This window comes from Palleronia rufa (genome assembly GCF_000743715.1).
GTDB classification, from domain to species: Bacteria; Pseudomonadota; Alphaproteobacteria; order Rhodobacterales; family Rhodobacteraceae; genus Palleronia; species Palleronia rufa.
This window is the reverse complement of sequence record NZ_JQEY01000002.1, coordinates 227782-253775: the sequence shown is the minus strand read 5'-3', so window position 1 is coordinate 253775 and position 25994 is coordinate 227782. Positions and strand designations below refer to the sequence as shown.

Sequence of the window (25994 nt, the reverse complement as noted above, 5' to 3'; positions counted from 1 at the left end):
CTCGGGCACGGTTCTGGCGCCCGCCCCGCGCTGTAAATGGCGCTGCGTCGACGCCCTTTCCGTGACCGGGGCAATACGCTAGAGGCGGCACATGGCCCAGAACCCCCCGAACCTCCGCCCGGATATGGCGAATGCCCGCGTTCCGCAGGACGCGAACGCCCGGCTTGCGCGCGACCTCGACACCACCGGTCCGGCCCTGCCATCGGACGCTGCGCGGCCCAGGCGCGACGGCCGGCCCACCATCGGCATGGTGTCGCTTGGCTGCCCCAAGGCGCTGGTGGACAGCGAGCGCATCCTGACCCGCCTGCGCGCCGAGGGCTACGCGATCTCCTCCGACTACACCGGCGCGGACGCGGTCATCGTGAACACCTGCGGTTTTCTCGACTCCGCCAAGGCCGAGAGCCTGGAGGCGATCGGAGAGGCCCTGCGCGAGAACGGGCGCGTCATCGTCACCGGCTGCCTGGGAGCGGAGCCCGACTACATCACCGGCGCGCACCCCCGGGTGCTGGCCGTGACCGGTCCGCACCAATACGAACGGGTGCTCGACGCGGTGCATGCGGCCGTGCCGCCCAGCCCCGACCCGTTCGTGGATCTGCTGCCGGCCAGCGGGGTCAGCCTGACGCCCCGGCACTACAGTTACCTGAAGGTGTCGGAGGGCTGTAATCACACATGCCGCTTCTGCATCATTCCCGACATGCGCGGACGGCTGGAATCGCGTCCCCACCTCGCGGTGATGCGCGAGGCCGAGAGGCTGGTCGAGGCCGGGGTCCGCGAACTCCTGGTGATTTCTCAGGATACCTCTGCCTATGGCACGGACCAGCGCGACCGCGCGGCCAAGGCGCCGATTATCGACCTCGCGCGGGATCTCGGCACGCTGGGCGCCTGGGTGCGGCTCCACTATGTGTATCCCTACCCCCATGTGCGCGAACTGGTGCCGCTGATGGCCGATCCGGCGTCGGGCCTGCTTCCCTATCTCGACATTCCGTTCCAGCATGCCCACCCGGACTTGCTCAAGCGCATGGCCCGCCCCGCCGCCGCCGCCCGTACCCTGGACGAGATCGCGGCCTGGCGCGCGTCCTGCCCCGGCCTGACCCTGCGCTCGACCTTCATCGTCGGCTATCCGGGTGAGACGGAAACCGAATTCCAGACCCTGCTCGACTGGCTGGACGAGGCGCAGCTCGACCGTGTGGGCTGCTTTCAGTATGAGAACGTCGCCGGCGCGCGGTCGAACGCCCTGCCCGATCACGTGGCGCCGCAGGTCAAACAGGACCGCTGGGAGCGGTTCATGGAAAAGGCCCAGGCCATTTCGGAGGCGAAGCTGGCCGCCAAGGTCGGCACGCGCCTCCAGGCCATCGTCGATCTGGTCGAAGAGGACGCCGCCACCTGCCGCACCATGGGCGACGCGCCCGAGATCGACGGCCATCTCTACATCGACGCCGGGCATAAGGGATTGTCGCCGGGCCAGATCGTCAGCGTCACCGTCGACGAGGCCGGGGCCTACGATCTGTGGGGGACGCTGGACGGGTAGCATCGCCCTTTGAGGGCGGTCCGGACTGGCCGGCGGCCCAAGCCCGCTGCGGTCGAGTGCCCGGCGCCAACGCCTCTCGGCCGACAATCCCAAAGGGCCGTCCAAAATGACGACCCGGCCTGACACTCGGCCGGGCTTTCGGAATGGATCGGCGGACAGCGCCCATGCACCGCCCGCCCGTCCGAACCGGCGGGCGACTGACAGGCCCCCGGCCGGGCCGGGCGTCCGGACGCGGCCTAGCGCCCGACGACCCGGCGCACGGTGGCGATGCGGTCGGCATTGGGCGGGTGGGTGCCCAGGAACTGGTTGCCTGGATCCGGCGCGTCCTGAAAGAACATGACCCCGCGCACGGGATCGTACCCCGCCCGGCGGGCGATGACCGCGCCCAGGGCGTCCGCCTCCAGTTCGAACCCCTTGGCGTAGCGCCGGGCGCCGTAGAAGGCCCCGAAGTTGCGCGCCCGCTCTATCGCCACCGGGTCGCCGCCGCCCGCGGTGGCAAGCGCAGCCGCCAGCGTCGCGCCGACCGCCGCGGATTGCTGGCCGCGGGCGATGTGACCTTCGATGTGATGCGCGGCCTCGTGGCTGAGGATAAAGGCCAACTCGTCGATATTTCGCGCCAGCAGGATCAGCGGCAGGGTGAATCCCACCACCGGCTGGCCCTGTGGCGACAGGGTCTGAAAGGCGTTGGGCGGCAGGCCCGGACGGTCGTCCACCACCACCGCATAGTCGCAGCGCACGCCCCGGGTGCGGCTTCGGCAAAGCGCGCGCGCCACGGGCATCACGTCGTCCACAACCTGCACGAAATCCTGCGCCGCCCGGCTGGGGCCGCGGGCCGGGACCGGGACCGGGGCGCGCGGCCCGGCGCCGGCGGGGCCCGGCGCCACGGGGGCCGGCACCCCGATGATGACCTGCGGACCGCAAGCGGTCACCACGAGAAGGAAAAGACTGACGACAATCGCGCGCATGGGGGTCTCCGGAACGGGCCTCGAACGGTTTCGATCCCCACAATACCCGGGTGCATCGCGCAGGCCAGCGGGTTACGCTAACCCCAGCGCGCCCAGACCCCGAGAGTCCCCATGTTCACCATCGAGCACGAATTCGACGCCACCGTCATCACCCTGGTGGATGAGCCCGCCAGCCACCGGCAGGAGGACGTCACCGTGAACGCCTTCGAGGATTGCGTGACGCTCGAACAACTGGATCCGCAGACCGATCGGGTGGTGACGATCACCCTGTCGCCGGTGCAGCTGTCGGACCTGGCCGCCGCCCTGGATCTGCCGGAAGGCGCCTACAAGATCCGCCGCGGCGCCCCCTAGCCGCCCGCGCGCTCGACCAGATCCAGCACCGCGGGACCCAGCGCCTCGACGATGAGGGCCACGCCATCCGCATTGGGATGGATCCCGTCCTGCTGCATGTAGTCGCGCATCGCGCCCTGCCGGTCCGCGATACCGGCCAGCGCACCCAGGAAGGACCCCGCCACCGGGACGTCCCATTTGCGGCCCAGATCGCCGTACATTCCATCGAACGCCGCCTTGTAGTCGGCCCCGTAGTTCCCTGGCGCCTCCATGCCCACCAGCAGCACCGCCACGCCCCTGGCGTCGGCGGCCGACAGGATGCCGTCCAGATTGGCGCGGCTGTTGGCCGGATCGATGCCGCGCAGCAGATCGTTGCCGCCCAGCGCCACGATCATCGCATCCACGTCCGGCGTCAGCGTCCAGTCCACCCGGCTGAGGCCGCCCGCCGTGGTGTCGCCCGACACGCCCGCGTTCACCACGGTCGCCTCCGCGCCCCGCGCATCCAGCCAGGCCTGCAATTGCGGCACGAACCCGTCTTCCTGCGGCAGCCCGTAGCCCTGGGTCAGCGAATCCCCCAAAGCGGCCACCGTGACCTCTGCCGCCGCCGGTCCTGCCAGCAGACACATCGCCGCGACCGGCTTGAGGCCCGCGCGCACGGCCCCATATGCCCTGCGGAACAGGGAGCCCGCCATGGCCGATGCCGACACCGTCCTGAGCCTTTCGGACGCGCGCCTCACGCTGGACGGCAACGCCGGTCCGGTCGAGATCCTGCGCGGCGTGACTCTCGACGTCGCGCGCGGCGAGACGCTGGGGCTGGTGGGACCTTCGGGGTCGGGCAAGTCGTCTCTCCTCATGGTCATGGGCGGGCTGGAGCGCGCCACCGGCGGCACCGTGACCGCCCTCGGGCATGACCTCACGGCCCTGTCGGAGGATGCGCTCGCCCGGTTTCGCCGCTCTCATATGGGGGTGGTGTTCCAGTCCTTCCACCTAATCCCCACCATGACCGCGCTGGAGAACGTCGCCACGCCGCTGGAACTGGCCGGGCATGCCGACGCCTTCGACCGCGCCGCCGCGGAACTGTCCGCCATGGGCCTGGGCGCGCGGATGGACCATTACCCGTCCGAGCTTTCGGGCGGCGAGCAGCAGCGCGTGGCCCTGGCCCGCGCCGCGGCACCCCGGCCCGACATCCTGCTGGCCGATGAGCCCACCGGCAATCTCGACGGCACGACCGGACAGGCGATCATGGACCTGCTCTTCGGCCTCAACGCCCGCTCCGGCGCCACGCTGGTCCTGGTGACCCATGCGCCGGACCTGGCCGCCCGCTGCTCGCGCACGATCCGGCTGGAGGACGGTCGCCTGACCCGCAGGGCGGAGGCCGCCGAATGACCTGCCCGCCGCCCGCCATGCGGCATCGCCGGGGGACAGAGGGGCCGGCCGCCCTGCCCGTGCGCCCATGACCCCCGCCCTTCGCATCGCGCGAAGAGAGCTGCGCAGCGGCTTTCGCCAGGGCCTGCGCGGGTTTCGCGTGTTCCTGGCCTGCCTGACGCTGGGCATCGCCGCCATCGCCGCCGTGGGGTCGGTCCGCGCGGCGATCACCGAAGGATTGTCGCGTGAGGGCGCCACCCTGCTGGGCGGAGACGCAAGCGCGGAGTTCACCTACCGCTTCGCCGACCCCGCCGAACGTGCCGCGCTGGACGCCCTGGGCGATGTGTCAGAGAAGATTTCCTTTCGGTCGATGGTCACCGTCCCCCGCGACGGGGACACGGAGCGGGCCCTGACAGAGGTCAAGGGCGTGGATGCCGCCTATCCGCTCTACGGCACGCTCACCCTCGATCCGCCCGGCGCCTTGGCCGACACGCTGGCGGGGGATCCGCCGGGGGCCGCCATGGACCCGGTTCTGGCCGACCGGCTGGGCCTGGATACCGGCGACACCTTCCGGCTGGGCGAAAAAACCTTTCGCCTTGCCGCCCGGATCGTCTCGGAACCCGACGACGCCGGCGGCGGCTTCGCCCTCGGCCCCCGCACGCTGCTCTTCACCGACGACCTGGACGGCACCGGGCTGATCGCACCAGGAACGCTCTACGAGACCGAATACGGCATCCGCATGCCGCCCGGCACCGACCTCGACGCGGCAGAGGCGCGGCTGTCCGCCGCCCTGCCCGATGGCGGCTATCGCTGGCGGGACCGTCGCAACGGCGCGCCGGGCATCCAGATGTTCGTCGAACGCCTGTCGGCGTTCCTGGTGCTCGTCGGCCTGGCCGGGCTGACGGTGGGCGGCATCGGGGTCGCCTCTGCGGTGCGCGCGCATATGGTGGAAAAGACCGCCACCGTCGCCACGCTCAAGACGCTGGGCGCCGAGTCCCGCACGCTTTTCACCGCCTTCGCCCTGCAGATCGGCGCGATCACGGCGCTGGCGACGCTCCTTGGACTGGCCCTCGGCGCGGCGCTGCCGCTGCTGGCGGAACCGCTGCTGACCACGCGGCTGCCCGTGCCCGCGGCGATCTCCGTCTATCCCGGGCCGCTGGCCGAAGCCGCGCTCTACGGAACCCTCGCCGCGGCCCTCTTCACGCTCTGGCCGCTGGCCAAGGCGCAGGACATCCGCGCCGCGGCCCTTTTTCGCGATGCGGGCGGGCTGCCTGCGGGACTGCCCCGGCGCGGTTATATCGTGGCCACCGGCGCGCTTCTGGTCCTGCTGACCGGCAGCGCGGCGTGGCTTTCGGGGATCCCCGCCCTGACGTTCTACACTGCGGGCGGGCTGATCGCCGCCTTTGCGGCACTTCTGGGCACGGCGGTCCTGACGCGGCGGCTGGCCCGCGCCGCCGCCCGCCGTCCAGCGCTTCGCGGCCGCACGGCACTCAGGACCGCGCTGGGGGCCGTGGGCGGTCCGGGAGGAGAGGCCGTGGCCGTGGTGCTGTCGCTGGGACTCGGGCTCACGGTCCTGGCCGCGGTGGGACAGATCGACGCCAACCTCCGCGCCGCCATCGAGCGTGATCTGCCAGAGCGCGCGCCGTCCTATTTCATGGTCGACATCCAGCCCGGCCAGATCGACGGCTTCAAGGACATCCTTGCCGCCGACGATGCAGTCACGGAGGTAGAGGCCGCGCCGATGCTGCGCGGCATCATCACCCGGATCAACGGCCGGGACGCGACGGAAGTGGCCGGCGACCACTGGGTTCTGCGCGGCGACCGCGGCGTGACCTACTCCCGGACGCCGCCGCCGGGCACCGACATCATCGCGGGCGAATGGTGGCCGCCCGACTATACCGGCCCGAACCTCATCAGCTTCGCCGCAGAGGAGGGCGCGGAGCTGGGCCTGTCGCTGGGCGACCGGCTGACCGTCAATATCCTGGGCCGCGACATCGAGGCAGAGATCGCCTCGTTCCGCGAGGTCGATTTCTCGAATGCCGGAATCGGCTTCGTCATGGCCATGAACCCGGCGGCGCTGAACGGCGCGCCGCACACCTGGATCGCCACCGTCTATGCCGAACCGGGGGCCGAGGCGCGGATCCTGCGGGAGGTGGCCGACGCCTATCCCAACATCACCGCCATCCGCGTCCGCGACGCAATCGACCGGGTGGCCGATATCCTGGCCGGGGTCGCGGCGGCGGTCACCTACGGCGCGGGGGCCACGCTGGTCACCGGCGCCGTGGTTCTGATCGGGGCCGCGGCCGCGGGAACGCGGGCGCGCACCTATGAGGCCGCGGTGCTCAAGACCGTCGGCGCCGCCCGCGCCACGATCCTTGCCAGCTTCGCGCTTCGCTGGGCGATCCTGGGTCTGGCGGCCGGTCTGGTGGCCGCCGCGGCGGGTGCGGCGGCCGGCTGGGGCGTTTCGGTCTATATCATGGAGACCGAGTTCCGTTTCGCGCCGCTCTCCGCCCTGGTTATCGTGGCGGGCGGCGTGCTGGTCACGCTGGCGGCCGGGTTGGCCTTTGCCTGGGCGCCGCTGGGCGCGCGTCCCGCCCGGATCCTCCGCGCGCAGGACTGAAGCCCGCCGCGCACACGGGACCTTACGTCCGCGCGGCGTCCATCACCCGGCGCATCTCCGCGATCGCCGGGGCCAGGCCGCGAAAGATCGCCTCGCCGATCAGGAAATGCCCGATATTGAGCTCGCGCACCTGCGGCAGTGCCGCGACGGGCGGCACCGTGTCGTAGGTCAGCCCATGGCCGGCATGGACCTCCAGCCCCAGATCCTGAGCGAGCGCCGCCATGTCGGTCAGCCGCGCCAGCTCGGCGTCGCGATCGGCGATCCGGCCGTCGGCATGGGCATCGCAATAGGCTCCGGTGTGCAGTTCCACCACCGCCGCGCCGATCCGCGCCGCGGCCTCGATCTGCGGACGGTCGGCGGCGATGAAGATCGACACCCGGCTGCCCGCCTCCGCCAGCGGCCCGATGAAATGCGCCAGGCGGTTCTCGTCGCGCGCGACCTCCAGCCCGCCTTCGGTGGTTCGCTCCTCGCGCCGCTCGGGGACGATGCACACCGCGTGGGGCCGGTGGCGCAGCGCGATGGCCTTCATCTCGTCGGTGGCCGCCATCTCCAGGTTCAGCGGCAGCGACAGGGCGTCCATCAGCGCCTCGATATCGGCGTCCGAGATGTGGCGGCGGTCCTCGCGCAGATGGGCGGTGATCCCGTCCGCACCCGCCTCTTCTGCCAGCCGGGCCGCGCGCACCGGATCGGGCAGGTCGCCGCCGCGCGCGTTGCGGACCGTCGCCACGTGGTCGATGTTCACCCCAAGCCTCAGCCTGTCGTTCATGGGTCGCCCCCCTTTTCGGCCATGCGCTCCTCTATCTGCTCGCGCCGCCTGGCGACGCGCGCCTTCAGACGGGCGGTCCGGGTTTTCTGGTAGGCCCCGATGACGGGCCGAGAGATCATATAGGCCGCGATGCCCGCGATGATCCCGGGAATCAGCCCGCCGACAAGGTAGGGCAGGAACACGTTGTCGAGAAAGCTCTCCATGTGGATCCATTGCACGGTGCGAGAGGTGAACACCGCCTTGAGGTTCAGCCACAGTTCGATCGACACGCGGCTGAAGGCGTCGAACACCTGCCAGAGCGGCACGTAGGTCTCACGGCCAAGCATCCGGTTGCCCAGTTCCACGGAGAGACCGGCGATGATCGGGAAGGTCAGCGGATTGCCGAAGAACGTCGCCAGAAGGGCCGCCAGGACATTGCCGCCCATGATCCAGGCCAGTCCGGCAGAAATCAGGAAATGGAGGCCGAAGAACGGGGTGAAGCAGGTGAACACGCCTGCCGCGATGCCGCGGCTGATCTTGTAGGCGGGATCGGGCAGCCGGCGCACCCGGTGGGCCACGTAGGTGAGCGCCCTGAACCAACCGCCGCGGGGCCAGAGCAGACGGCCCGTGCGGGCAAGGATGGTCCTGGGATCGCGGCGCTTGAACATTCCGGTTCAGAGCAGGCGGCCGGGATCGCGCACCCGTTCTATCGTGGCCACGTCGGGCTCGGCGTCCAGCGCCATGCGCACGGCGTGCATGTGCTCGACGCTCTTCACCTCTACGTCGATCTTCACGCGAAAGAAGTCCTGCCGCCGCTCCAGAAAGTTCAGGTCGGAGATGTTGGCCTTCTGGGCACCGATCAGCGTGCAGATCCGCCCCAGCACGCCGGCGTCGTTGGCGATCGTCAGATCGAAGGTCGTGTCGTGGACGGGGGGGTGGTTGCCGGCGTGCCAGGCCAGGTCGATCCAGCGCTCCGGCTCGTTCTCGTAGTCGATCAGGGTCTCGCAGTCGATGGCATGGACCAGAACCCCTTCACCGCGATAGGTGATGCCGACGATCCGCTCTCCGGGCAACGGCTGGCAGCAGCGCGCGCGGCGGAACGCGGCTTCCGGGTCCAGCCCGACGATGGCGGCGGCTGCGTCGATCTCATCGCGGTTGTCGACCGACAGGCCCGGATACAGCGCCTCGATCACGCGCCGGGTCTCGATCTCGGCCGAGCCGAGCTGAGCCAGCAAATCGTCCGGCGAAGACAGTCCCAGAGCGCGCGCGGCGGTGGTCAGCACCTTTTGCGTCACGCGCTTGTCGATCTGGTCGAACGCCACGCGGAGAAGCTCTGTGCCCAGCCGGATGAAGCGGTCCCGGTCGGCCTCCCGCAGGGTCTTGCGGATCGCCGACTTCGCCCGCCCCGTTACCGCCAGGTCAAGCCAACTGGCCTGGGGGCTCTGGCCCTCGGCGGTCAGGATCTCCACGGACTGGCCGTTCCTCAGGCGATGCCACAGCGGCACCCGGATCGCATCCACCTTGGCGCCCACCGCCCGGTCCCCGATACGGGTATGGATGGCATAGGCGAAATCCAGCGGCGTGGCGCCCTTGGGCAGCTTCACCACCTCTCCCTTCGGGGTGAAGCAGAACACCTGGTCGGTGTACATCTCCAGCTTCACCGCCTCCAGGAACTCGTCGTGGTCCGCGGCCGCGTCGAACTGCTCTGTCAGATCGCTGATCCAGCCCTTGGGATCGACGGCGAACGGGTTCTCGACCCGCTGCCCGTCGCGGTAGGACCAATGCGCGGCCACGCCGGTCTCGGCCACCTCGTGCATGGCGCGGGTGCGGATCTGGACCTCCACCCGCTTGCCGTCGCGCCCCGAGACGGTGGTGTGGATCGACCGGTATCCGTTCGACTTCGGCTGGCTGATGTAATCCTTGAACCGGCCCGGCACGGCCCGCCAGCGCTGGTGGATCGCCCCCAGCACCCGGTAGCACGCCTCCTCCGTATCGACGATCACCCGGAACCCGTAGATGTCGCTGAGCCGCGAGAAGCCGATCTTCTTCTCTTCCATCTTGCGCCAGATCGAGAACGGCTTCTTGGCCCGCCCCTGCACCTCTCCGGCGATCCCGGCGCGGTCGAGTTCGATGCGGATGTCTGCGGTGATCTTGTCCACGACATCGCCGGTCTCGCGCTGCAAGGTCACGAAGCGGCGGATGATCGACTGCCGCCCTTCCGGATTGAGCACGCCGAAGGCCAGGTCCTCCAGCTCTTCGCGCATCCACTGCATCCCCATGCGCCCGGCCAGCGGCGCGTAGATGTCCATGGTTTCGCGCGCCTTCTGCTCCTGCTTGTCGGGGCGCATGGACTTAATCGTGCGCATGTTGTGCAGCCGGTCGGCCAGCTTGACCAGGATCACCCGCATGTCGCGGCTCATCGCCATGAAGAGCTTGCGGAAATTCTCGGCCTGCTTGGTCTCGGTCGAGCTCAGCTGCAGCTTGGTGAGCTTGGTGACCCCGTCGACCAGGTCCGCGATCTCATGCCCGAACGTGTTCGAGATCTCGCCGTAGGTCGATCGCGTGTCCTCGATCGTGTCGTGGAGCAGCGCGGTGACGATGGTGGCGTCGTCCAGCTGCTGCTCGGCCAGGACCATGGCCACGGCGACGGGATGAGTGATGTAGGGCTCGCCTGAATGGCGGTACTGGCCCTCATGCATCTGGGCGCCGTAGACATAGGCGCGGCGGATCAGGTCGGCGTCGGACTTCGGGTTGTAGGCGCGAACGCGGGCGGCAAGCCGTTCCGCATCTCCCGTCCAGATCGCGCCGTCATCCATTCAACAAGCGCCTCTGCGCTCCGGGTCACTGTTGCTTCTGGGCTTCCATCAGCGCGCGCAGAAGCTTTTCCTCGGACATGTCGTCCTCGGCCGGCTTGTCCTGCTCGACCCCCATCAGGAGCGCCATGGCGTCCTCCTCAGGCTCGTCGACCTCGATCTGGGTCTGGTTGCTCTCGATCATCCGCTCGCGCAGTTGGTCGGCCTGCTGGGTCTCGTCCGCGATCTCGCGCAGGCTCACCACCGGGTTCTTGTCGTTGTCGCGGTCCACCGTCGGAGCAGAGCCGGCAGTGATCTCCCGCGCGCGATGCGCGGCCAGCATCACCAGTTCGAACCGGTTCGGAACCTTGTCAACACAGTCTTCGACGGTCACGCGGGCCATTGGATGCCTCCAGCAGATACGGTCGGGCCGGTCGGCGGCCCCGGGGAATGAGACTGCCGAGATAGGCGAACCGATGGGGATTGACAAGGCGAAAGGACGGTGCCTGCCGCCTCAGGCCATGGGCCGCACGGCATCGCGGTCGGCCTGCGGCAGGGCCGACAGCATGTCGGCGACGCTCAGGCCCAGCAGCGGGTGGCGCCAGTCCGGCGCGATGTCGGCAAGCGGCTTCAGAACGAAGGCGCGGTCCTGCATCCGGGGGTGCGGCAGGACGGGTCCGTCCGGCGCGTCCCGCGCCTGCGCGTCCGGGGACAGCATCCGCCAGCGTGTCTGCGTCGGCGGGTCCGGCAGCACCAGATCCCCGGCGGCAATCAGGTCGAGATCCAGTGTGCGCGGCGCCCAGCGGCGGATGCGGCGGCGGCCCAGTTCCGCCTCGATCCCGTGCAGCATGTCCAGAAAGGATCGCGGCGACGCCGCGTTCTCGACCGCGACACATGTGTTCACGAATGCCGGACCGGACCCGGCCGGAACCGCGTCGCTGACATAGAGGCGGGCCATGCTGTGAACGGAAACGCCCCTGTTTCCAATGGCCTGGATCGCCGCGGCGATCGTGTCGGCCGGCGGCCCTGCCGGACCCGGAATATTGGCGCCAAGCGCGACAAGCATGGATGTCATGTTTCTAGTCCGTAGGGATATGTTGAGCGTCCCGCGCCACTTATATAAGGCCGACGGACGCCATCATCTATGCGCGGAGAAACGAGCATTTCCTCGGTCCGCGCGCGAAAAGGAAACATGATGTTTTACCGGGACGAGCGATTGGCTCTGTTCATCGACGGAGCGAATCTCTACGCGGCCGCGAAGGCCTTGGGATTCGATATCGACTACAAACTTTTGCGCCAGGAATTCATGCGGCGCGGCAAACTTCTGCGGGCCTTCTATTACACCGCGCTTCTGGAGAGCGAAGAATATTCCCCGATCCGGCCCTTGGTGGACTGGCTGCACTACAACGGCTTCACCCTGGTGACGAAGCCGGCCAAGGAATACACCGACGCCAGCGGTCGCCGGAAAGTGAAGGGCAACATGGACATCGAACTGACGGTCGATGCCATGGAGCTTGCGCCGCGGATCGACCATGCGGTGCTGTTCTCCGGCGACGGCGACTTCCGCCCCCTGGTCGAGGCGCTGCAGCGCGCCGGCGTCCGGATATCGGTGGTGTCGACCATCCGCTCGCAGCCGCCGATGATCGCGGACGAGCTGCGCCGCCAGGCCGACAACTTCATCGAACTCGCCGAGCTGCGTGAGGTCATCGGCCGTCCGCCGCGCGAAGAGCAGCAAGCCGCCCGCTCTGCCAGCGCCTGAACGGGACGGGCCTTGGAACTGGCCGGATCGCTCGCCGGGCTCTTCGTCGCGGCTTTCGGCGCCGCGACGATCCTGCCCTTCCAGTCCGAGATCGTCTTCGCCGGTCTCCAGCTGCGCGGCACGCTTCCGGTCTGGGCGCTGCTGCTGGTGGCGTCGGTCGGCAACGTCCTGGGATCGGTCGTGAACTACGCGATGGGCCTCGGCCTCGAGCGATTCCGCGGCAAGCGCTGGTTTCCCGCGACGGATGCGCAACTGGACCGCGCACAAGACTGGTACCGGCGCTGGGGGGTGTGGAGCCTGCTGCTGAGCTGGGCACCGTTCGGCGACGGCATCACCGTGATCGCCGGAGTGCTTCGAACGCCGTTCTGGCTGTTCCTGACGCTGGTAAGCGTCGCCAAGACCGGCCGCTACGCCGTCCTGGCCGCGGCCACCGCAGGTCTGACCGGATAGGGCATCGTGACCGCGCCGCGCGGCCCGAACGGGTACAGGGGGGGCGCTGCCCCCGCCCTTCGGGCTCCCCCGGGATATTTGCGGAAAGATGAATGACGTTCACCATCCGTTAGGCTTCGTGCGTCATCGTAGGGGGGCGGTACAGGCTGGGAAGCCGATGGCCGTGAAAGGTGAAGCTCCGATCCGGCGTGCCGGCCGCGCCGCATGCCGGATCGGGGTGACGCGCCCCTTCATCTTTCCCCAAAATATCCCCGCCGGAGGCTCCGGCCGTCGCTCCGGGCGGGCCGGCCGATCTGGACGCGCGGCGCGCGGGCGACTAGGTGTCGGGCAAGGAGACCGTTCCATGACCGCACCGCCGCTCACCCTCTACCTTGCCGCGCCGCGCGGATTCTGCGCCGGCGTGGACCGCGCGATCAAGATCGTGGAGATGGCGCTCGAAAAATGGGGCGCGCCGGTCTATGTCCGCCATGAGATCGTGCACAACAAGTTCGTCGTGGACGGTCTGCGCGGCAAGGGCGCGGTATTCGTCGAGGATCTGGACGACGCGCCCTCCGACCGCCCGGTGATCTTCTCGGCCCATGGCGTGCCCAGATCCGTGCCCGCCGAAGCCCGCGCCAGAGAAATGGTCTATGTGGACGCCACCTGCCCGCTGGTCTCGAAGGTCCATATCGAGGCGGAGCGGCATTCCCAGAACGGCCGCCAGATGGTGATGATCGGCCATGCCGGCCACCCGGAGACGCTGGGTACCATGGGCCAGTTGCCCCCGGGAGAGGTGCTGCTGGTCGAAACGCCCGATGATGTGGCCAAGCTGGAGGTGCGCGATCCCGAGCGGTTGGCGTTCATCACCCAGACCACCCTGTCGGTGGACGACACCGCAGAGATCGTCGCTGCCCTCAGGGCCCGCTTTCCGGCCATCGTCGGCCCCCACAAGGAAGACATCTGCTACGCCACCACCAACCGTCAGGAGGCCGTGAAGGCCATGGCACCCGCCATCGACGCGATGCTGGTGGTGGGCGCGCCGAACTCCTCGAACTCCCGGCGCCTGGTCGAGGTCGGGCGCCGCGCCGGCTGTCCCTACGCCCAGTTGGTCCAGCGTGCCGACGACATCGACTGGCGCGCGCTGGACGGGATCTCGACCGTCGGCATCACCGCCGGAGCCTCCGCACCGGAAGTCCTGATCGACGAGGTCGTGGATGCGTTCCGCGCCCGTTTCGCGGTCACCGTCGAAAAGGTCGTCACCGCCGAGGAACACGTCGAGTTCAAGGTCCCCCGCGTGCTGCGCGAACCGGCCTGAGCCTTTGACGCGCGCGCCCGTGCCGTCACGTCCACCCGGGGAGAGCCGCCGGTGATCTCGCTCCAGTTCCTGCTGACCGCGCTCGTGGTGGTCGTGATCCCCGGCACCGGCGTGCTCTACTGCGTCGCGCTGGGGCTGGGACGCGGACGGCGCGCTTCGGTCTGGGCGGCGCTGGGCTGCACCATCGGGATCGTGCCGCATCTGGCCGCGGCCACCGTGGGGCTCGCCGCCCTTCTTCACGCCAGCGCGCTGGCCTTCCAGGTCGTGAAACTGGCAGGCATCGCCTATCTTCTCTGGCTGGCGTGGCAGGCGCTCCGCACGGGCGGCGCGCTGTCTGTCGCGCCGGATGCGGCGCCCCTGTCCGGCCCCCGCATCGCCCTTCGCGGCGCGCTCATCAACATCCTGAACCCGAAGCTGTCGGTGTTCTTTCTGGCGCTTCTGCCGCCGTTCCTGTCCGGCGATCCCGGCACCGCGACCCTGGAGATGGCCGTCCTCGGGGGCCTGTTCATGGCGCTCACCTTCGCGGTCTTTGTCCTTTACGGCGCGCTTGCGGCCCGGGCGCGGGACCGCGTGCTCCAGAACCCGTCCGCGCTTCGCTAGCTTTCGCGCGGCATCGCGGCGCTCTTTGCTGGGCTTGCCGCGCGGCTGGCGCTGGAGCGCGCCTGACCGGCGCGCGCGCCGCCGCCGAAATCGGCCATCGCGGCGCTTGTGCCCGGGCCCGACCGCCCTAGGCTCTGCTGTCCACGACGCCGAAGGCCAGACATGACACGCATCCCCACAGCACCGCTTACCCTCGGCCTTGCAGGGCTGATGCCGTTTCTCTGGGGCCTTGCCACGACGCTGAACCCGTCTCTGGCGCAATGGTCGGCCGGGGTCCTGGGCCCGCGATTCACCGGACCGTATGTACAGCTGGCCTACGGGACGGTGATCCTCAGCTTCATGTCCGGCGTGCTCTGGGGGTTTGCCACCCGCGCGGCGGGCGTGGTCGCGGCGACCGGCTATGCGCTGTCGACCCTGCCCGCGCTGTGGGCGTTTTTCTTCGTCGGCGGCGGACCGACCTCGGCGGCCATCTACCTGATCGCGGGGTTCGTCGGCATCCTGGGACTCGACGCGATGTTCCAGGCTCAGGGGCTGGCCCCTGTCTGGTGGCTCTCCTTGCGGCTGATCCTGACGGGCGTGGTCGTGATCTGCCTTCTTCCCGTGGCGCTCTGACCCCCCTTCTGTCCGGCGCCGCCCTGCCCTAGGAAGGCCCGGACCAGCGGAGGCCCGATGCCCGATCTCTACGCCTATACCGACGGAGCCTGCTCCGGAAACCCCGGCCCCGGCGGCTGGGGCGCGCTGCTGATCGCCCGCGACGGCCCGTCTGAGGTCAAGCGCCGTGAACTGTCGGGCGGAGAGGCCGGGACCACCAACAACCGCATGGAGCTTCTGGCCGCCATCGCGGCGCTGGAATCGCTGACCCGGCCCACGACGATCACCATGGTCACCGACAGCCAGTACGTGAAGAACGGCGTCACCTCCTGGATCCACGGCTGGAAGAAGAACGGCTGGAAGACCTCGGCCAGGAAGCCGGTGAAGAATGAGGATCTGTGGAAGCGCCTCGATGCCGCGCAGGCCACCCATCGCGTACAATGGGAGTGGGTCAAGGGCCACGCCGGCCACCCGGAGAACGAGCGCGCGGACGAACTGGCCCGCGCCGGCATGGCACCCTACAAGCGGTGAGCGCGCCATGACCGCGGTCTCGATCCTCGACCACGCGGCGGTGTTCGTGTTCGCGCTGACCGGCGCGCTGACCGCCTCGCGCGCGCAGCTCGACCTGGTCGGCTTTGCGTTCCTGGCCACGGTCACCGCCCTGGGCGGCGGCACCCTGCGCGACCTGCTGCTGGACAGGCCGGTGCTGTGGATCGAAAGCCCCAGCTATCTCGGACTGGCCGGGCTTGCCGCCGTGCTGGTCTTTTTCACCGCCCATCTGCTGGAAAGCCGGCTCGGCGCGCTCTACTGGCTGGACGCCGGCGCGCTGGCGACGGCCGTCGCGGCAGGCACCGGCGTCGCGCTGGAAAGCGGGCAGAGCTGGCCCATCGTGCTGGTCATGGGCGTGGCCACCGGCACCTTCGGCGGGCTGCTGCGCGACGTGGTCGCGAACGAGGTGCCGCTGGTGCTGCGGCAGGGTGAGATCTACGCGACCGCCGCGCTTGCCGGGTCCGCAGCGTCGGTCCTGGCCACATGGCTGGGCGCGGGCCCTCCCCCGGCGCTGACCGCGGGCGCGGTCGCCACCTTCGCGCTCCGCGCCGGCTCTCTGGCGCTTGGCTGGCGGCTGCCGGTCTATCGCTCCAGGCCGCCCCGCGTGCGCTGACGCGGCACGGGGCCGGGCGGGCCGTGGGAGAGGGGTGAGAGGCTGGACAACGACCCAGACGAGGCTCGTTACGGCTGCTTCCTTCCGGACCTGACCGGGTTGGCGAGGTGCCTGCCCGTGCCAACCTCTCAGCCGATCAGATACCCCCGGCGGGGACCGGTTTCAAGCCTCGCCGCCGAAGGCCAGAAGATAGGACAGATACCCGTTGGCGTTGACCCCCATGTCCCGCACCTGAATGCCCGGCAAGGCGGGACGGTGCAGCGATGCGGCTGGCCCGGTCTGGAACAGCGCCAGCGCCTGGGCCAGCGGGTCGAGCCGGAAGGCCGTCGCCGCGGCCAGATCCTCCGGCCCGCTCAGCAGCAGCTGGATCGCCAGGGGAACGGTCTCGTCCGTCTCGATCACTGTGCGGCCGTCGGGGCGCGGAAATCCGGCGCCGCCGTTCACGCGATGCGCCGTGGTGGCCAGCACCACGGGCCGCCGCGGATCCAGTGGCGCGCCGTCCAGCTCCAGCCCATGGACCCGGCCGGCGGGCGCGCCACGTCGCGTGCCGCGCGGCCCGAAGGACGCCGGGCGGGACAGATCCACGCGAAACGTCGCCGGCTCCGGCAGGTCGAAATCGGCGGCCGGGAACTCCGGGTCGACCAACGAAGGCACCAGCCGTCCGGGCAGCACCTGGGCCAGGGCGCTGACGCTGCGTTCCAGCCACAGCGTCAGCTGGCCCGCGTCGGTGACGATCCCCGCGACGCGGTCGCTGAACGGGTGCAACCGACGCAGATCGGCGTCGAAGACCGGCCCCGCAGGCAGGTCCAGGTAGTCCTCGGGCCCGCCGCGGCCGCCGCAGGCCGAGGGTGCGGCCAGGCCCACCACGGGGATTTCGGCCCATCGCGTGCCGGCCAGCTTCCGCTCGACCGCGCGGCGCATGGCGCGGGCCACGGTGCGGGTGGCCCGGCAACTGCCGGCGCGGGTGAAATAGGTCTGCATCGGCGCCGACACGCGGCCCAGCGCCTGACCACTCTGGCGCAGCGCCTCCGCATGGAGCGGCGCGCTGGCCCGCAGCACCGCCGGCGCGCAGGGAACCAGCGCCACGATCCGGTCCTGGGCCAGACGCGCCACCGGATGGCATTGCGCCGCCAGGGGGGCGACACGCCATCCCCGGGGGGCGGGATCCAGCGCCAGGTCGATCTGGCCCACGTGCCGCCCCCAGAATCCGGGCATGACGGTCGGCACGCCCATCACCGTCGCGCGCCGCAGGTCCACGCCGGGCGCCTTGTCATAGCCCGGCCCGGGAAAGAGCCCGTGGCTGTGGCCCAGCACCATGGCGTCGATCCCGCCCATCCCCGCAAGCTGCCGGGCCAGATCGTCGCCATCCGCCGCCGAAAGCCCCTCGTGGCAGAGCGCGATCACCAGATCCGCACCCCGCGCCCTGAGATCCGCGATCCGCTCGGCCGCGATCTCGGCCACCGGCGCGACGATCAGCTTGCGGGACACCGCCTGTCCCGTGCTCTGCATGGTCGATGGCGGCAGGAAGCCCACCACGCCGATCCGCACCGTCGTGCGGTTGCCGGCCACGTCCTCGACGTCGCGCCGAATCAGCACGTCGGGCGGCAGGAAGGGTGCGCCGGTCTCTCTCAGGAACAGGTTGGCACAGACCAGCGGCCGGTCGATCCCGGCCATGGCGCTTTCCAGCATCCCGACTCCGGCGTCGAACTCGTGGTTGCCCAGCGTGCCCGCATCGTAGCCGAGCGTGTTCATCGCCGCCACCACGCCGCGGGTGCCGCGATCCGACAACCCCCCGTAACTGCGGCCGAAGAGGAAGTCGCCATTGTCCAGCAGGATGCGGTTGGGCACCTCCTGCGAGAGCCGCGCGATGACGCTTGCCGCGCGGCTGAGGCCCTTGGAGGGGTCGGCCCGGCGCGCGGCATAGTCGAACGGCCGGATCTCCGCATGAAGGTCCGTCGTCGCCAGTATCCGCAGAAGAACCCGTGCGGCCGCCATCGCCGGCTGCCGTAAAGTCACTGTCACCGACACACTCCCCAGTGTATGCCCTTCCGTATCACTTCACGCATAGGTTGCAAACGCCGTTGGCTTGCGCCTTGCACCCCGGCGCCCGGCGGGGGATGGTCCGGCCCATGAGGACCGCGGAACAGGTGACCTTCGGCAGCTCCGGCCTGGATCGCGCGGCGGCAGAGCGCGGCGCGGCGGCGCAAAAGGCGCTCCTGTCGGATCCCGCCGCGCGCACCATCGTGCTCTGGCGCGGCAAGCCGCTTCTGGACACCGATGCGGAAAGCGGCGGCCATCTGCTGGTGGACCTGGCCGCCGATCATCCGGCGCTCGATGGGGCGCCGCCGCCCTTGTTCCTGGGCCGCGACGGCGGCGTGCCGCGCTTTGCCGTGGACCTGTCGCACTGGACGCCCGCCGAGGGCGCGGGCGCGCCGGGGACGTTCGCGGATGCATCGGTGCAGCGTCATCCGCTGATCGCCACGGGTGCCTTCACCGACCTGCGCGCCGCCATGACGCTGCTGTCGCGCCGCGACGCGGAACTGTCGGCCACCGCGCGCGGGCTCTTCGAATGGCACCGAACCCACGGCTTCTGCGCGCGATGCGGCGCAGCCAGCCTGCCGTCCCAGGCTGGCTGGCAGCGCACCTGTCCCGCCTGCGGACGCCATCATTTCCCGCGCACCGATCCGGTGGTGATCATGCTGGTCACCGCCGGCAACGCCGTCCTCATGGGCCGCTCCCCCGGCTGGCCGGAGCGGATGTATTCGCTGCTCGCGGGGTTCGTGGAGCCGGGTGAGACCGTGGAGGCCGCCGTCCGCCGCGAGACATGGGAAGAGACCGGCGTGCGGATAGGGACGGTATCGTACCTTTCCAGCCAGCCTTGGCCCTTCCCCGCATCGCTGATGATCGGCTGCCACGCCGCGGCCGTCAGCACCGGCATCCGCGTCGATCCGACCGAGATCGAGGACGCGATCTGGATGCGGCGCGAGGAGGTGCTGACCGTTATGGCCGGAGAGCACCCAAGGGTCGGCGCCGCCCGCCCGGGCGCGATCGCGCATTTCCTGTTGATGAACTGGCTTGCGGACCGGCTGAATTGACTTCACCCTGCCGCCCAACCGCGCGAATCCCGGGCCTATCGCCATGAAGATCTCAACCCGCAAGGATATCGCAGCACAGCCCGCCGACGTCTTCGCGAAGCTGGCCGACTTCCCCGCCCATGAGGCCCAGGCCCGCGGCGCCGATGTGGACGTGTCCCGGCTGGACGACGGCAGCGCGCCGGCACGGGCCGCGTGGCGGGTGGCCTTCGACTATCGCGGGCGGCGGCGCCGGGCCGACATGGCCGTGGTGACCTTCGATCCCGATCAGCAGCTTGCGATCCGCGGGACCATCGACGGGCTGATGGCTTTGGGCAACGTCGAACTCATGGACCTGGGCGACAAGGGCACGCGGGTCTTCGCCTCGGTCGATCTCAAGCCGTCGACCATGACGGCGCGGATCCTGATCCAGTCGCTCAAGCTGGCGCGCGGCGCGCTGGAGCGGCGGCTGTCGCGGCGGCTCGACAGGCTTGCCGTCAAGGTCGAGCGCAAGCCGGCCGCGAACCGCTGATCCGCCCGTTGCGCCGCCTCCCTCTCCCTGCCATCCTTGCCCGATGACCGCGTCGCTCAAGGCCCTTTCGGTTCACTTTCTCACCGCCAGCGGCGCGGTCTTCGCCATGCTGGCGATGCTGGCCGCCGTCGAGTCCGCCTGGGGTCTGATGTGGCTCTGGCTGGTGGTGGCCTTCGCCGTGGACGGAATCGACGGCCCCCTTGCCCGCCGCTACGACGTCAAGTCCAACGCGCCAGAGTACGACGGCGTGCTGATGGACCTCATCATCGACTACCTGACCTATGTGTTCATCCCCGCCTACGCGCTCTTCGCGTCGGGATTGCTGCCGGGATGGACCGGATGGATCGCGATCATCGTCATCACCTATGCCGGCGTGGTCTATTTCGCCGATACCCGCATGAAGATGCGGGACTATTCGTTCTCGGGCTTTCCGGGCTGCTGGAACATGGCTGTGCTGGTGTTCTTCGCGGTCGAGCCCCGGTGGTGGACGATCCTGGCCATCACGGTGCTTCTGGCCGTGGCGATGTTCCTGCCGCTGAAATTCGTCCACCCGGTGCGCACCAAACGCTGGCGCCGGGTGACGCTGCCGGTGGCCCTGGCCTGGACGCTGATGGCCGGCGCCGCGGCCTGGCAGGATTTCGAACCCTGGCCGGCGCTTCAGGTCGGGCTGATCGCCGCGTCGCTCTATCTGGCCCTTGCGGGGATCGTGCAACAGGCGATCCACGGCCCGGACGGCTGAACCGCCCCTAGAGCATGATGAGATTAGCTTGAAGCGTATCCAGTATTGGCGAGGTAGTTCGCGCACTCCTGTGGGCTGAAGCGGTCGAGCAGTGTCCCGATCCTGCGCCACGTTGCCTCCATTGTGCGCTCGGCTGCGTTGCGGAGCATGTGTTTGAGCTTCGAGAAGACCTGTTCAATCGGGTTCAGGTCGGGGCTGTAGGGCGGCAGAAAAAGTAGATGCGCTTTCGCGTTACGGATCGCCTGCCGCACGGCTTGCCCTTTGTGGCTGCCCAGATTGTCCATAACCACCACATCGCCCGGGCGCAGGGTTGGGACGAGCACGTGCGCGACATAAGCCCGGAACGCTTCGCCGTTGACGGGACCGTCCAAAACAAAGGGCGCGTCGATCCGATCATGACGCAGCGCTGCGATAAAGGTCATGGTGCGCCAGTGACCATGCGGGGCCCGCCCGATCAGGCGTTCACCTCTGGGAGCCCAGCCGCGCAGCGGGGCCATGTTGGTCTTGGCCCAGGTTTCATCAATGAACACGAGACGACGGGGGTCGATCCGGCCCTGGTGCCGCTTCCAGCGCACACGGCGGCGGCTCACGTCGGGGCGGTTCTGCTCCTCGGCGAGTTGGGTCTTTTTTTGAACGAGTAGCCCGTGCGGCGCACGAAGGCCCAGACGGTGCGGTAGTCGACCTTGAGCCCGCGCTCGGCCAGTTCCACCACCAGTCCGCGCAGTGTGAACGGCTCCGTTATCCGCTCCAGAAGCCACGCCTCATGCCCGCCTGCAATCTTGCGTGGCGGGTGGCCGCCTGTCCCTGCCGGAGCGCAACTCCCGGTCGCACGCAAACGCTGCGACCACTTCACAACACTGGACGGAGCCACATCCAGGGCCGCTGCGACCTGACGCACGCTCTCGCCCCCCAACAGCCGCGCCATTGCCCTCTCTCGAAGGTCCATTGAAAGTGCTCTACCCACTACTCGCCCTCCATCTTGTGGTCGGCAACAGTGAATCACCAAAATGCAGGCCTGTGAATCCTCTATCGATTCAGGCTGATTTCATCCCGCTCTAGGCGGTCAGCTCGTCCCGGCGCGGCGGGTTGGCCCCGGCGCGCGACACGGTGACGGCGGCGGCCGCCGCACCCAGGGACAGCGCCGCCTCGATCGCCTCGGCCGGCAGCGCGCCGATGGCCGCCTTCGTCAGCAGCCCCTGTTCCGACAGCGACGCCAGCAGGCCGGCGTTGAACGTGTCGCCCGCGCCCACCGTGTCCACCACCGTGACCCGGCGCGACGCGACGGGAACGCTGTGCTGCCGCGTGATCCCGGTCGCGCCCTCTGCGCCGCGGGTCAGGCAGACCAGCGACGGGCCGCGGTCGAGCACGGCGCGTGCCTTGTCCTCCAGCGTGCCGCCCGCGATCAGCCAGTCCAGATCCTCGTCCGAGATCTTCACCACGTCCGCCCGCCCGATCATCCGCCAGATCCGCGCCGTATAGGCGTCGCGGTCGCGGATGAAGCCCGGGCGCACGTTGGGGTCGATCATCATCGGCATGCCGGGCGCAAGCCGGGCCGACAGCGCCTCATAGGTGTCCGCGCAGGGCTCCACCGCCAGGGAGATGCCGCCGAAGAAACAGGCCTCAGCCGCGATGTCGTGCGGGATGTCGGCCTCTGCCAGCATCCGCCCGGCGGTGTTCTCGTCGTAAAAGGCGTATTTCGCCTGGCCGCCGGTCAGCGTGACGAAGGCCAGCGTCGTGGGCCGGTCGCTGCGATGGGACCAGGACACATCCACCCCGTCCGCCTTGAGCACCCCGGCGATCTGCGCGCCGAAGAGATCCGTGGAGATGCCCGAGAAGAACGCCGTCGGCCGCCCCAGCCGCGCCAGCGCCACCGCGGTGTTCAGCACCGCGCCGCCCACATGGGGGGCGAAGGCAGGCTCTCCGGCGGCGCTTTCGCGCGGAAGCATGTCGATCAGGGCTTCGCCCGCGCACAGGATCATGGTGTCGCCTCCGTTCAGGACTGCTGCCCGGTGTAATAGGCGATGCCCGCCACGATCAACGCCAATAGGGCGGCAAGCCCGATCTTGATCCACGAATAGGGCCGCTCTCCGGTCACCCGGCCGGTCTGGCCGTTCAGCGCGACGCGGAACATGCGGCCGCGGAACGTGTAGACGGCCAGCCAGACCGGCAGCAGCACGTGCTTGAAGGTCACGTCGCGGGCCTGGAACGCCACATGGTCGATCCGCTGCCGGTCGCCGCCGATGTCGCGGCGGATGTTGGCGTGGATCGCGCGTTCCATCATCGCCATGGCCGTGTCGCGGGCCGGCTCGGGGCCGACGGCGTAGGCCTCTGCCTGGAAACCGGCGATATAGCTGGGGGAATAGGGCGCCAGGGCGGCCAGATCCCAGGGTGCCAGGCCTGCGTGATCCGCGTCGGGGAGGGTGCCTGAGCCGGACACCAAAATGTCGTCGAAGACGCGCGACACCTCGCCGGAGGCGGGAAACCAGCTGGTCACGGTGCGGGTCCGGCGCCGGCCTTCCCCATCGGTATAGCTGCGCGTCTCGACATGGCCCCGCGCGCCGCGATAGCGCGCCCGGGTCCGGGCGTCGAAGGTCCAGAACGGCAGATAGACCCCGGTCATCGCCCGCCCCTTGCGCGCGAAGCGGCGCAGCGCGTTCGGCGCGAACCACAGACCGTGCAGCCAGTCGGTCAGGGCCTTGCGCGCCTCGGCTTCCGTGACACGGAAGGGCAGCACGCCCTGGGGTTTGATCCGCCGCTCCACCCCGGTATCGCCCACGAAGGGGGTGGCGCAGAACGGGCAGACCGTGGCGTGGATCTGCGGCGACAGGGTGATGTCGGCGCCGCAGTTCGGGCAATGGCTCACCCGCGTCTCGGCGGTGTCGGCGCCGCCCAGGCCGTCGGCCATGGCGCGCGCGAAGTCGATCTCTCGCAGCGCCGGCCCGGCATAGGCGGCGCCCGCGGTCGCCTCGCGGTGGCCGCAGAACCCGCAGACCAGATCGCCGGAGCCGGGGTCGAAGGTCAGGTCCGCGCCGCAGGAAGGGCAGGGAAAGCGCTGATCCTCGACCATCGAAGGGCCTCTCGCGTCGGTCATCCGCCCCCCCCGGGATAGAAGAGCCCGCGGGCCTTCGCAATCGTCCGCCGGGCCTACAGGAACCGGTGCAGCGCCCGGGGCGCCATGATCCTGAGCGCGTTGTCGCGCAGGCGGACATGGCGCCAGACATGGAACCCCGCATGGACCAGGACGACGCCGCCCAGCGCGTAGAACTCCACCGTGTGGAACCAGCCGATGAGCGCGTTGAGCCGCGGCATGTCCAGGGGCGGCGCCACGGGCAGGATGTCGCCCGCCTTGAGAAGCGTGGCAGAGGTCAGCCCCAGCCCGAACCCCGACAGCGCCACCAGGAACAGCCCCCAGATCAGCGTGCGGTGCAGGCCGCGGTGAAACGCCCGTGCGCGGGGTCCCAGCTTCGGCCCCGGCCGTCCCGCCAGACCGCGGCGCAGGTAGTCGGCATACCAGAAGAGCACCATGGACACGAACACCAGCGCCAGCTTGGAATGGATGTCCCAGGCAAGCTCACCCATGGGCACCACGTCGTCGGGCTGCATCACCATGAACCAGGCGAACAGCGGGATCATCGCCAGATGCAGCGACTTCAGCCAGGCCCGGCGGGCCGGCAGGCGGCGGTGGAGCGATCGGCCAAGCGACATGGCCAAGCCACGCGGGCGCGCGGCGCGGAGTTTCGCCATGCTCATCCGCGCGCGGCCAGGTTCAGGGGTTCGGCGTCATCATCCGCCGCAGCGTGCCGTCCTTGCGCACATAATGATGGTAGAGTCCCAGTGCCGCGTGCAGACCGGCCAGGATGACCAGCGCGTTGCCGGCGATCGGATGCCATGGCGCGACGGCGTCGATCCCCAGGAACCACACCGCGATCCCGCCCAGCGGCGTGCCGATCAACAGCACGTAGAGCAGGACGTGCCCCCAGTGCCGCGCCTTGGCAAGCGGTTCCGGCGTGCCCGGCTTGGCGCCCGGCGCCCCCCGCGACAGGCGCACGACCAGCCGGATCGCCGCAAGGGTCAGGACCGTCAGCCCCAGGATCACGTGCAGCGGCCAGGTCGTGGTCAGGGTGCCCTGCATTTTCTGATCCACCAGCTTGCCCATGCCGTCGCTGGCCAGCCAGGTCGCGGCGACGGCCAGCACGATGGCCCAGTGCAGCGCGATCTGGGACGCGGAGTAGGAGTCTCTCTGGGCCATGGAACATATCCTTCGATCCGGGCCGGAATCCCGCTGGGAATGCGTGCCGGATCATTCCGGTTCCCGCCCCGGCGGCGGCGGCGGTGGCGGCATGACGGTAAAGAGCCGGGCCAGATCGGCCAGGTCCTCGGCCCGCATCCAGCCGTCCTGCCCCTGGGTCCAGACCAGGCTGTCGCGGGAAAGCGTGCCCTCTGCGACCATCCGACCCAGCCGCGCGGTGGAAAACGGCCCGCTGGTCCGGCCCTCCGCCGCGATGTGCCAGACCCGTTCCGGCGCGGGCGGCGGCGGCGGCGGCGCGGCCGGGCGCGGACCCCAGGGGCCGGCCGCCATCCCGCCCATCTGCATCCCCAGGCCGGCGCCGAAGCCCGTGCCCATCGCCGCCCCGGCGCCGGAACCGGGCCGGGTCAGCGCCTCGGCCGCCTGGTACTGGGTGAACCGCCCCAGATCGCCGCTGATGCCCATGGAGGTCCGCTTGTCCAGCGCCGATTCCACGACCTGCGGCAATGAGATGTTCTCGACGTAGAGTTCCGGGATGCCCAGCCCGTAGGCGGCGACGGTCCCGGCGATCTGGGCCGCCACCAGCTTGCCCAGGTCGCCCGTGTTCGCCGCCATGTCGAGGACCGGGATCCCCGATCGCGCCACCGCGCGGCTGAATTCCTGCACGATCACGTTGCGGATCTGAAAGCTGATCTCGTCGGCGGTGAACTCGCCGTCGGTGCCGACGATCTCGGTCAGGAACAGGCCGGGATCGGCGACCTTGACGGCATAGGTCCCGTAGGCGCGCACGCGGGTCGGCCCGAATTCCGGATCGCGCAGGATCACCGGGTTCCTGGTGCCCCATTTGAGGTCGGTGAACCGGGTGGTGTTGACGAAGTAGATCTCGGACTTGAAGGGTGAGCGGAAACCGTGGTCCCAGTGCTGGAGGCTGGTCAGCAGCGGCAGGTTGTTGGTCTCCAGCAGGTAGAGCCCGGGCATGAACACATCCGCCAGCTGCCCCTCGTGGACGAAGACGGCGGCCTGGCCCTCGCGCACCGTCAGCTTGGCGCCGTACTTGATCTCGTGGCCCTGACGCTCGAACCGCCAGACCATCCGGTCCTGCCGGTCGTCCACCCAATGGATGACGTCGATGAACTGGCCAGAGAGGAAATCGAAAATCGCCATGTCCGTCCCTTTTTCCGCGCCGCCCGCCATCCCCGGGGCCT

Annotated in this window: 27 protein-coding genes, 1 other RNA gene and 1 pseudogene; 14 read left to right on the top strand and 15 right to left on the bottom strand. The window is 69.6% G+C overall.

Annotated elements, in window-relative coordinates; all coding sequences use genetic code 11:
* The first annotated feature begins 91 nt into the window (after nucleotides 1-91).
* The gene (rimO, locus tag KW83_RS05325; RefSeq protein ID WP_036175671.1) at nucleotides 92-1528 is read left to right on the top strand and encodes a 30S ribosomal protein S12 methylthiotransferase RimO; all 1437 of its coding nucleotides are present in this window, start codon (nucleotides 92-94) and stop codon (nucleotides 1526-1528) included.
* 236 nt (nucleotides 1529-1764) lie between these two features.
* Here the strand turns inward: rimO and KW83_RS05320 are convergent, their stop codons facing one another.
* Complete coding sequence (locus KW83_RS05320; RefSeq protein WP_036175668.1) at nucleotides 1765-2493, bottom strand: M48 family metallopeptidase; 729 nt, start codon at nucleotides 2491-2493, stop codon at nucleotides 1765-1767.
* Between the two features lie 111 nt (nucleotides 2494-2604).
* On the opposite strand from KW83_RS05320, the gene KW83_RS05315 reads away from it, so the two are divergent.
* Entirely contained in the window at nucleotides 2605-2844 is a 240-nt protein-coding gene (locus KW83_RS05315) for a hypothetical protein (protein ID WP_036175665.1), read from the top strand.
* On the opposite strand, the gene KW83_RS05310 is transcribed toward KW83_RS05315, so the two are convergent.
* Nucleotides 2841-3515, bottom strand: coding sequence for an arylesterase (locus tag KW83_RS05310; RefSeq protein ID WP_051928282.1), 675 nt, complete (start codon nucleotides 3513-3515; stop codon nucleotides 2841-2843). The two genes, KW83_RS05315 and KW83_RS05310, sit on opposite strands and share 4 nt — an antisense overlap.
* Between KW83_RS05310 and KW83_RS05305 the strand changes: the two genes are divergently transcribed.
* Together KW83_RS05305 and KW83_RS05300 are read left to right on the top strand one after the other, a co-directional pair.
* Nucleotides 3514-4209, top strand: coding sequence for an ABC transporter ATP-binding protein (locus KW83_RS05305; RefSeq protein WP_036175661.1), 696 nt, complete (start codon nucleotides 3514-3516; stop codon nucleotides 4207-4209). The genes KW83_RS05310 and KW83_RS05305 overlap by 2 nt on opposite strands.
* 67 nt (nucleotides 4210-4276) lie before the next feature.
* Entirely contained in the window at nucleotides 4277-6808 is a 2532-nt protein-coding gene (locus KW83_RS05300; protein WP_036175658.1) for an ABC transporter permease, read from the top strand.
* 22 nt (nucleotides 6809-6830) lie between these two features.
* Here KW83_RS05300 and KW83_RS05295 read toward each other — a convergent pair whose 3' ends face one another.
* The 5 genes from KW83_RS05295 to folK all read right to left on the bottom strand — a co-directional run bounded on the left by KW83_RS05295 (nucleotide 6831) and on the right by folK (nucleotide 11420).
* A complete protein-coding gene (locus KW83_RS05295) occupies nucleotides 6831-7574 on the bottom strand; it encodes a pyridoxine 5'-phosphate synthase (RefSeq protein ID WP_036175655.1) in 744 nt (247 codons plus the stop codon).
* On the bottom strand, nucleotides 7571-8221 hold the full coding sequence (locus KW83_RS05290; protein ID WP_036175653.1) for a DUF2062 domain-containing protein: 651 nt from the start codon (nucleotides 8219-8221) through the stop codon (nucleotides 7571-7573). The genes KW83_RS05295 and KW83_RS05290 overlap by 4 nt, the downstream gene beginning before the upstream one ends.
* A 6-nt stretch (nucleotides 8222-8227) precedes the next feature.
* The gene (locus KW83_RS05285; RefSeq protein WP_036175652.1) at nucleotides 8228-10369 is read right to left on the bottom strand and encodes a RelA/SpoT family protein; all 2142 of its coding nucleotides are present in this window, start codon (nucleotides 10367-10369) and stop codon (nucleotides 8228-8230) included.
* Nucleotides 10370-10394: 25 nt separating this feature from the next.
* The gene (gene rpoZ, locus KW83_RS05280; RefSeq protein WP_036175650.1) at nucleotides 10395-10748 is read right to left on the bottom strand and encodes a DNA-directed RNA polymerase subunit omega; all 354 of its coding nucleotides are present in this window, start codon (nucleotides 10746-10748) and stop codon (nucleotides 10395-10397) included.
* A gap of 111 nt (nucleotides 10749-10859) precedes the next feature.
* A complete protein-coding gene (folK, locus tag KW83_RS05275; RefSeq protein WP_036175648.1) occupies nucleotides 10860-11420 on the bottom strand; it encodes a 2-amino-4-hydroxy-6-hydroxymethyldihydropteridine diphosphokinase in 561 nt (186 codons plus the stop codon).
* A gap of 120 nt (nucleotides 11421-11540) precedes the next feature.
* Between folK and KW83_RS05270 the strand changes: the two genes are divergently transcribed.
* From KW83_RS05270 to KW83_RS05240, 7 genes and pseudogenes are all read left to right on the top strand, one after another.
* Nucleotides 11541-12104 (top strand): LabA-like NYN domain-containing protein, encoded by a 564-nt coding sequence (locus tag KW83_RS05270; RefSeq protein ID WP_036175646.1) that lies wholly within the window; start codon nucleotides 11541-11543, stop codon nucleotides 12102-12104.
* Nucleotides 12105-12116: 12 nt separating this feature from the next.
* Nucleotides 12117-12554 carry a YqaA family protein gene (locus KW83_RS05265; protein ID WP_036175644.1) on the top strand — a complete coding sequence of 146 codons (438 nt, stop codon included), beginning with the start codon at nucleotides 12117-12119 and terminating at the stop codon, nucleotides 12552-12554.
* A gap of 343 nt (nucleotides 12555-12897) precedes the next feature.
* The gene (ispH, locus tag KW83_RS05260; protein WP_036175642.1) at nucleotides 12898-13848 is read left to right on the top strand and encodes a 4-hydroxy-3-methylbut-2-enyl diphosphate reductase; all 951 of its coding nucleotides are present in this window, start codon (nucleotides 12898-12900) and stop codon (nucleotides 13846-13848) included.
* A gap of 51 nt (nucleotides 13849-13899) precedes the next feature.
* A pseudogene (locus tag KW83_RS05255) lies at nucleotides 13900-14514 on the top strand (LysE family translocator).
* A 96-nt stretch (nucleotides 14515-14610) separates the two neighbouring features.
* The gene (locus tag KW83_RS05250; RefSeq protein ID WP_036175639.1) at nucleotides 14611-15060 is read left to right on the top strand and encodes a DUF3429 domain-containing protein; all 450 of its coding nucleotides are present in this window, start codon (nucleotides 14611-14613) and stop codon (nucleotides 15058-15060) included.
* Between the two features lie 57 nt (nucleotides 15061-15117).
* Nucleotides 15118-15570 carry a ribonuclease HI gene (gene rnhA / locus KW83_RS05245; protein ID WP_036175636.1) on the top strand — a complete coding sequence of 151 codons (453 nt, stop codon included), beginning with the start codon at nucleotides 15118-15120 and terminating at the stop codon, nucleotides 15568-15570.
* A gap of 7 nt (nucleotides 15571-15577) precedes the next feature.
* Nucleotides 15578-16201: a trimeric intracellular cation channel family protein gene (locus KW83_RS05240; RefSeq protein ID WP_036175633.1), complete on the top strand. Its 624-nt coding sequence runs from the start codon at nucleotides 15578-15580 to the stop codon at nucleotides 16199-16201.
* 33 nt (nucleotides 16202-16234) lie between these two features.
* Here the strand turns inward: KW83_RS05240 and ffs are convergent.
* Nucleotides 16235-16331: signal recognition particle sRNA small type (gene ffs, locus KW83_RS19670), an RNA gene on the bottom strand.
* 32 nt (nucleotides 16332-16363) lie between these two features.
* On the bottom strand, nucleotides 16364-18196 hold the full coding sequence (locus KW83_RS05235; protein WP_036175630.1) for a metallophosphoesterase: 1833 nt from the start codon (nucleotides 18194-18196) through the stop codon (nucleotides 16364-16366).
* A 134-nt stretch (nucleotides 18197-18330) separates the two neighbouring features.
* Here KW83_RS05235 and nudC point away from each other — a divergent pair, with 134 nt between their 5' ends.
* The 3 genes from nudC to KW83_RS05220 are packed head-to-tail and all read left to right on the top strand — an operon-like array spanning nucleotide 18331 to nucleotide 20543.
* Nucleotides 18331-19296, top strand: coding sequence for an NAD(+) diphosphatase (gene nudC / locus KW83_RS05230; protein WP_036175627.1), 966 nt, complete (start codon nucleotides 18331-18333; stop codon nucleotides 19294-19296).
* Between the two features lie 43 nt (nucleotides 19297-19339).
* Nucleotides 19340-19804, top strand: a complete 465-nt coding sequence (locus tag KW83_RS05225) for an SRPBCC family protein (protein WP_036175624.1) — start codon at nucleotides 19340-19342, stop codon at nucleotides 19802-19804.
* 43 nt (nucleotides 19805-19847) lie between these two features.
* On the top strand, nucleotides 19848-20543 hold the full coding sequence (locus tag KW83_RS05220; protein WP_036175621.1) for a CDP-alcohol phosphatidyltransferase family protein: 696 nt from the start codon (nucleotides 19848-19850) through the stop codon (nucleotides 20541-20543).
* Between the two features lie 23 nt (nucleotides 20544-20566).
* Here the strand turns inward: KW83_RS05220 and KW83_RS19665 are convergent.
* The 6 genes from KW83_RS19665 to KW83_RS05185 all read right to left on the bottom strand — a co-directional run bounded on the left by KW83_RS19665 (nucleotide 20567) and on the right by KW83_RS05185 (nucleotide 25953).
* Nucleotides 20567-21507 (bottom strand): IS630 family transposase gene (locus KW83_RS19665; protein ID WP_161785428.1). Its coding sequence is split into 2 segments (ribosomal slippage): nucleotides 20567-21172 and nucleotides 21175-21507, totalling 939 coding nucleotides; the frame shifts between segments, so codons are not numbered across the junction.
* A 91-nt stretch (nucleotides 21508-21598) separates the two neighbouring features.
* On the bottom strand, nucleotides 21599-22522 hold the full coding sequence (locus KW83_RS05205; RefSeq protein ID WP_036175618.1) for a carbohydrate kinase family protein: 924 nt from the start codon (nucleotides 22520-22522) through the stop codon (nucleotides 21599-21601).
* A gap of 14 nt (nucleotides 22523-22536) precedes the next feature.
* Nucleotides 22537-23634, bottom strand: coding sequence for a TFIIB-type zinc ribbon-containing protein (locus KW83_RS05200; protein ID WP_235191362.1), 1098 nt, complete (start codon nucleotides 23632-23634; stop codon nucleotides 22537-22539).
* Nucleotides 23635-23687: 53 nt separating this feature from the next.
* Nucleotides 23688-24287: a cytochrome B gene (locus KW83_RS05195; RefSeq protein ID WP_235191361.1), complete on the bottom strand. Its 600-nt coding sequence runs from the start codon at nucleotides 24285-24287 to the stop codon at nucleotides 23688-23690.
* A gap of 22 nt (nucleotides 24288-24309) precedes the next feature.
* Nucleotides 24310-24792, bottom strand: coding sequence for a cytochrome b (locus tag KW83_RS05190; protein ID WP_036175612.1), 483 nt, complete (start codon nucleotides 24790-24792; stop codon nucleotides 24310-24312).
* Nucleotides 24793-24843: 51 nt separating this feature from the next.
* Entirely contained in the window at nucleotides 24844-25953 is a 1110-nt protein-coding gene (locus KW83_RS05185; RefSeq protein ID WP_036176029.1) for an SPFH domain-containing protein, read from the bottom strand.
* Nucleotides 25954-25994 lie beyond the last annotated feature (41 nt).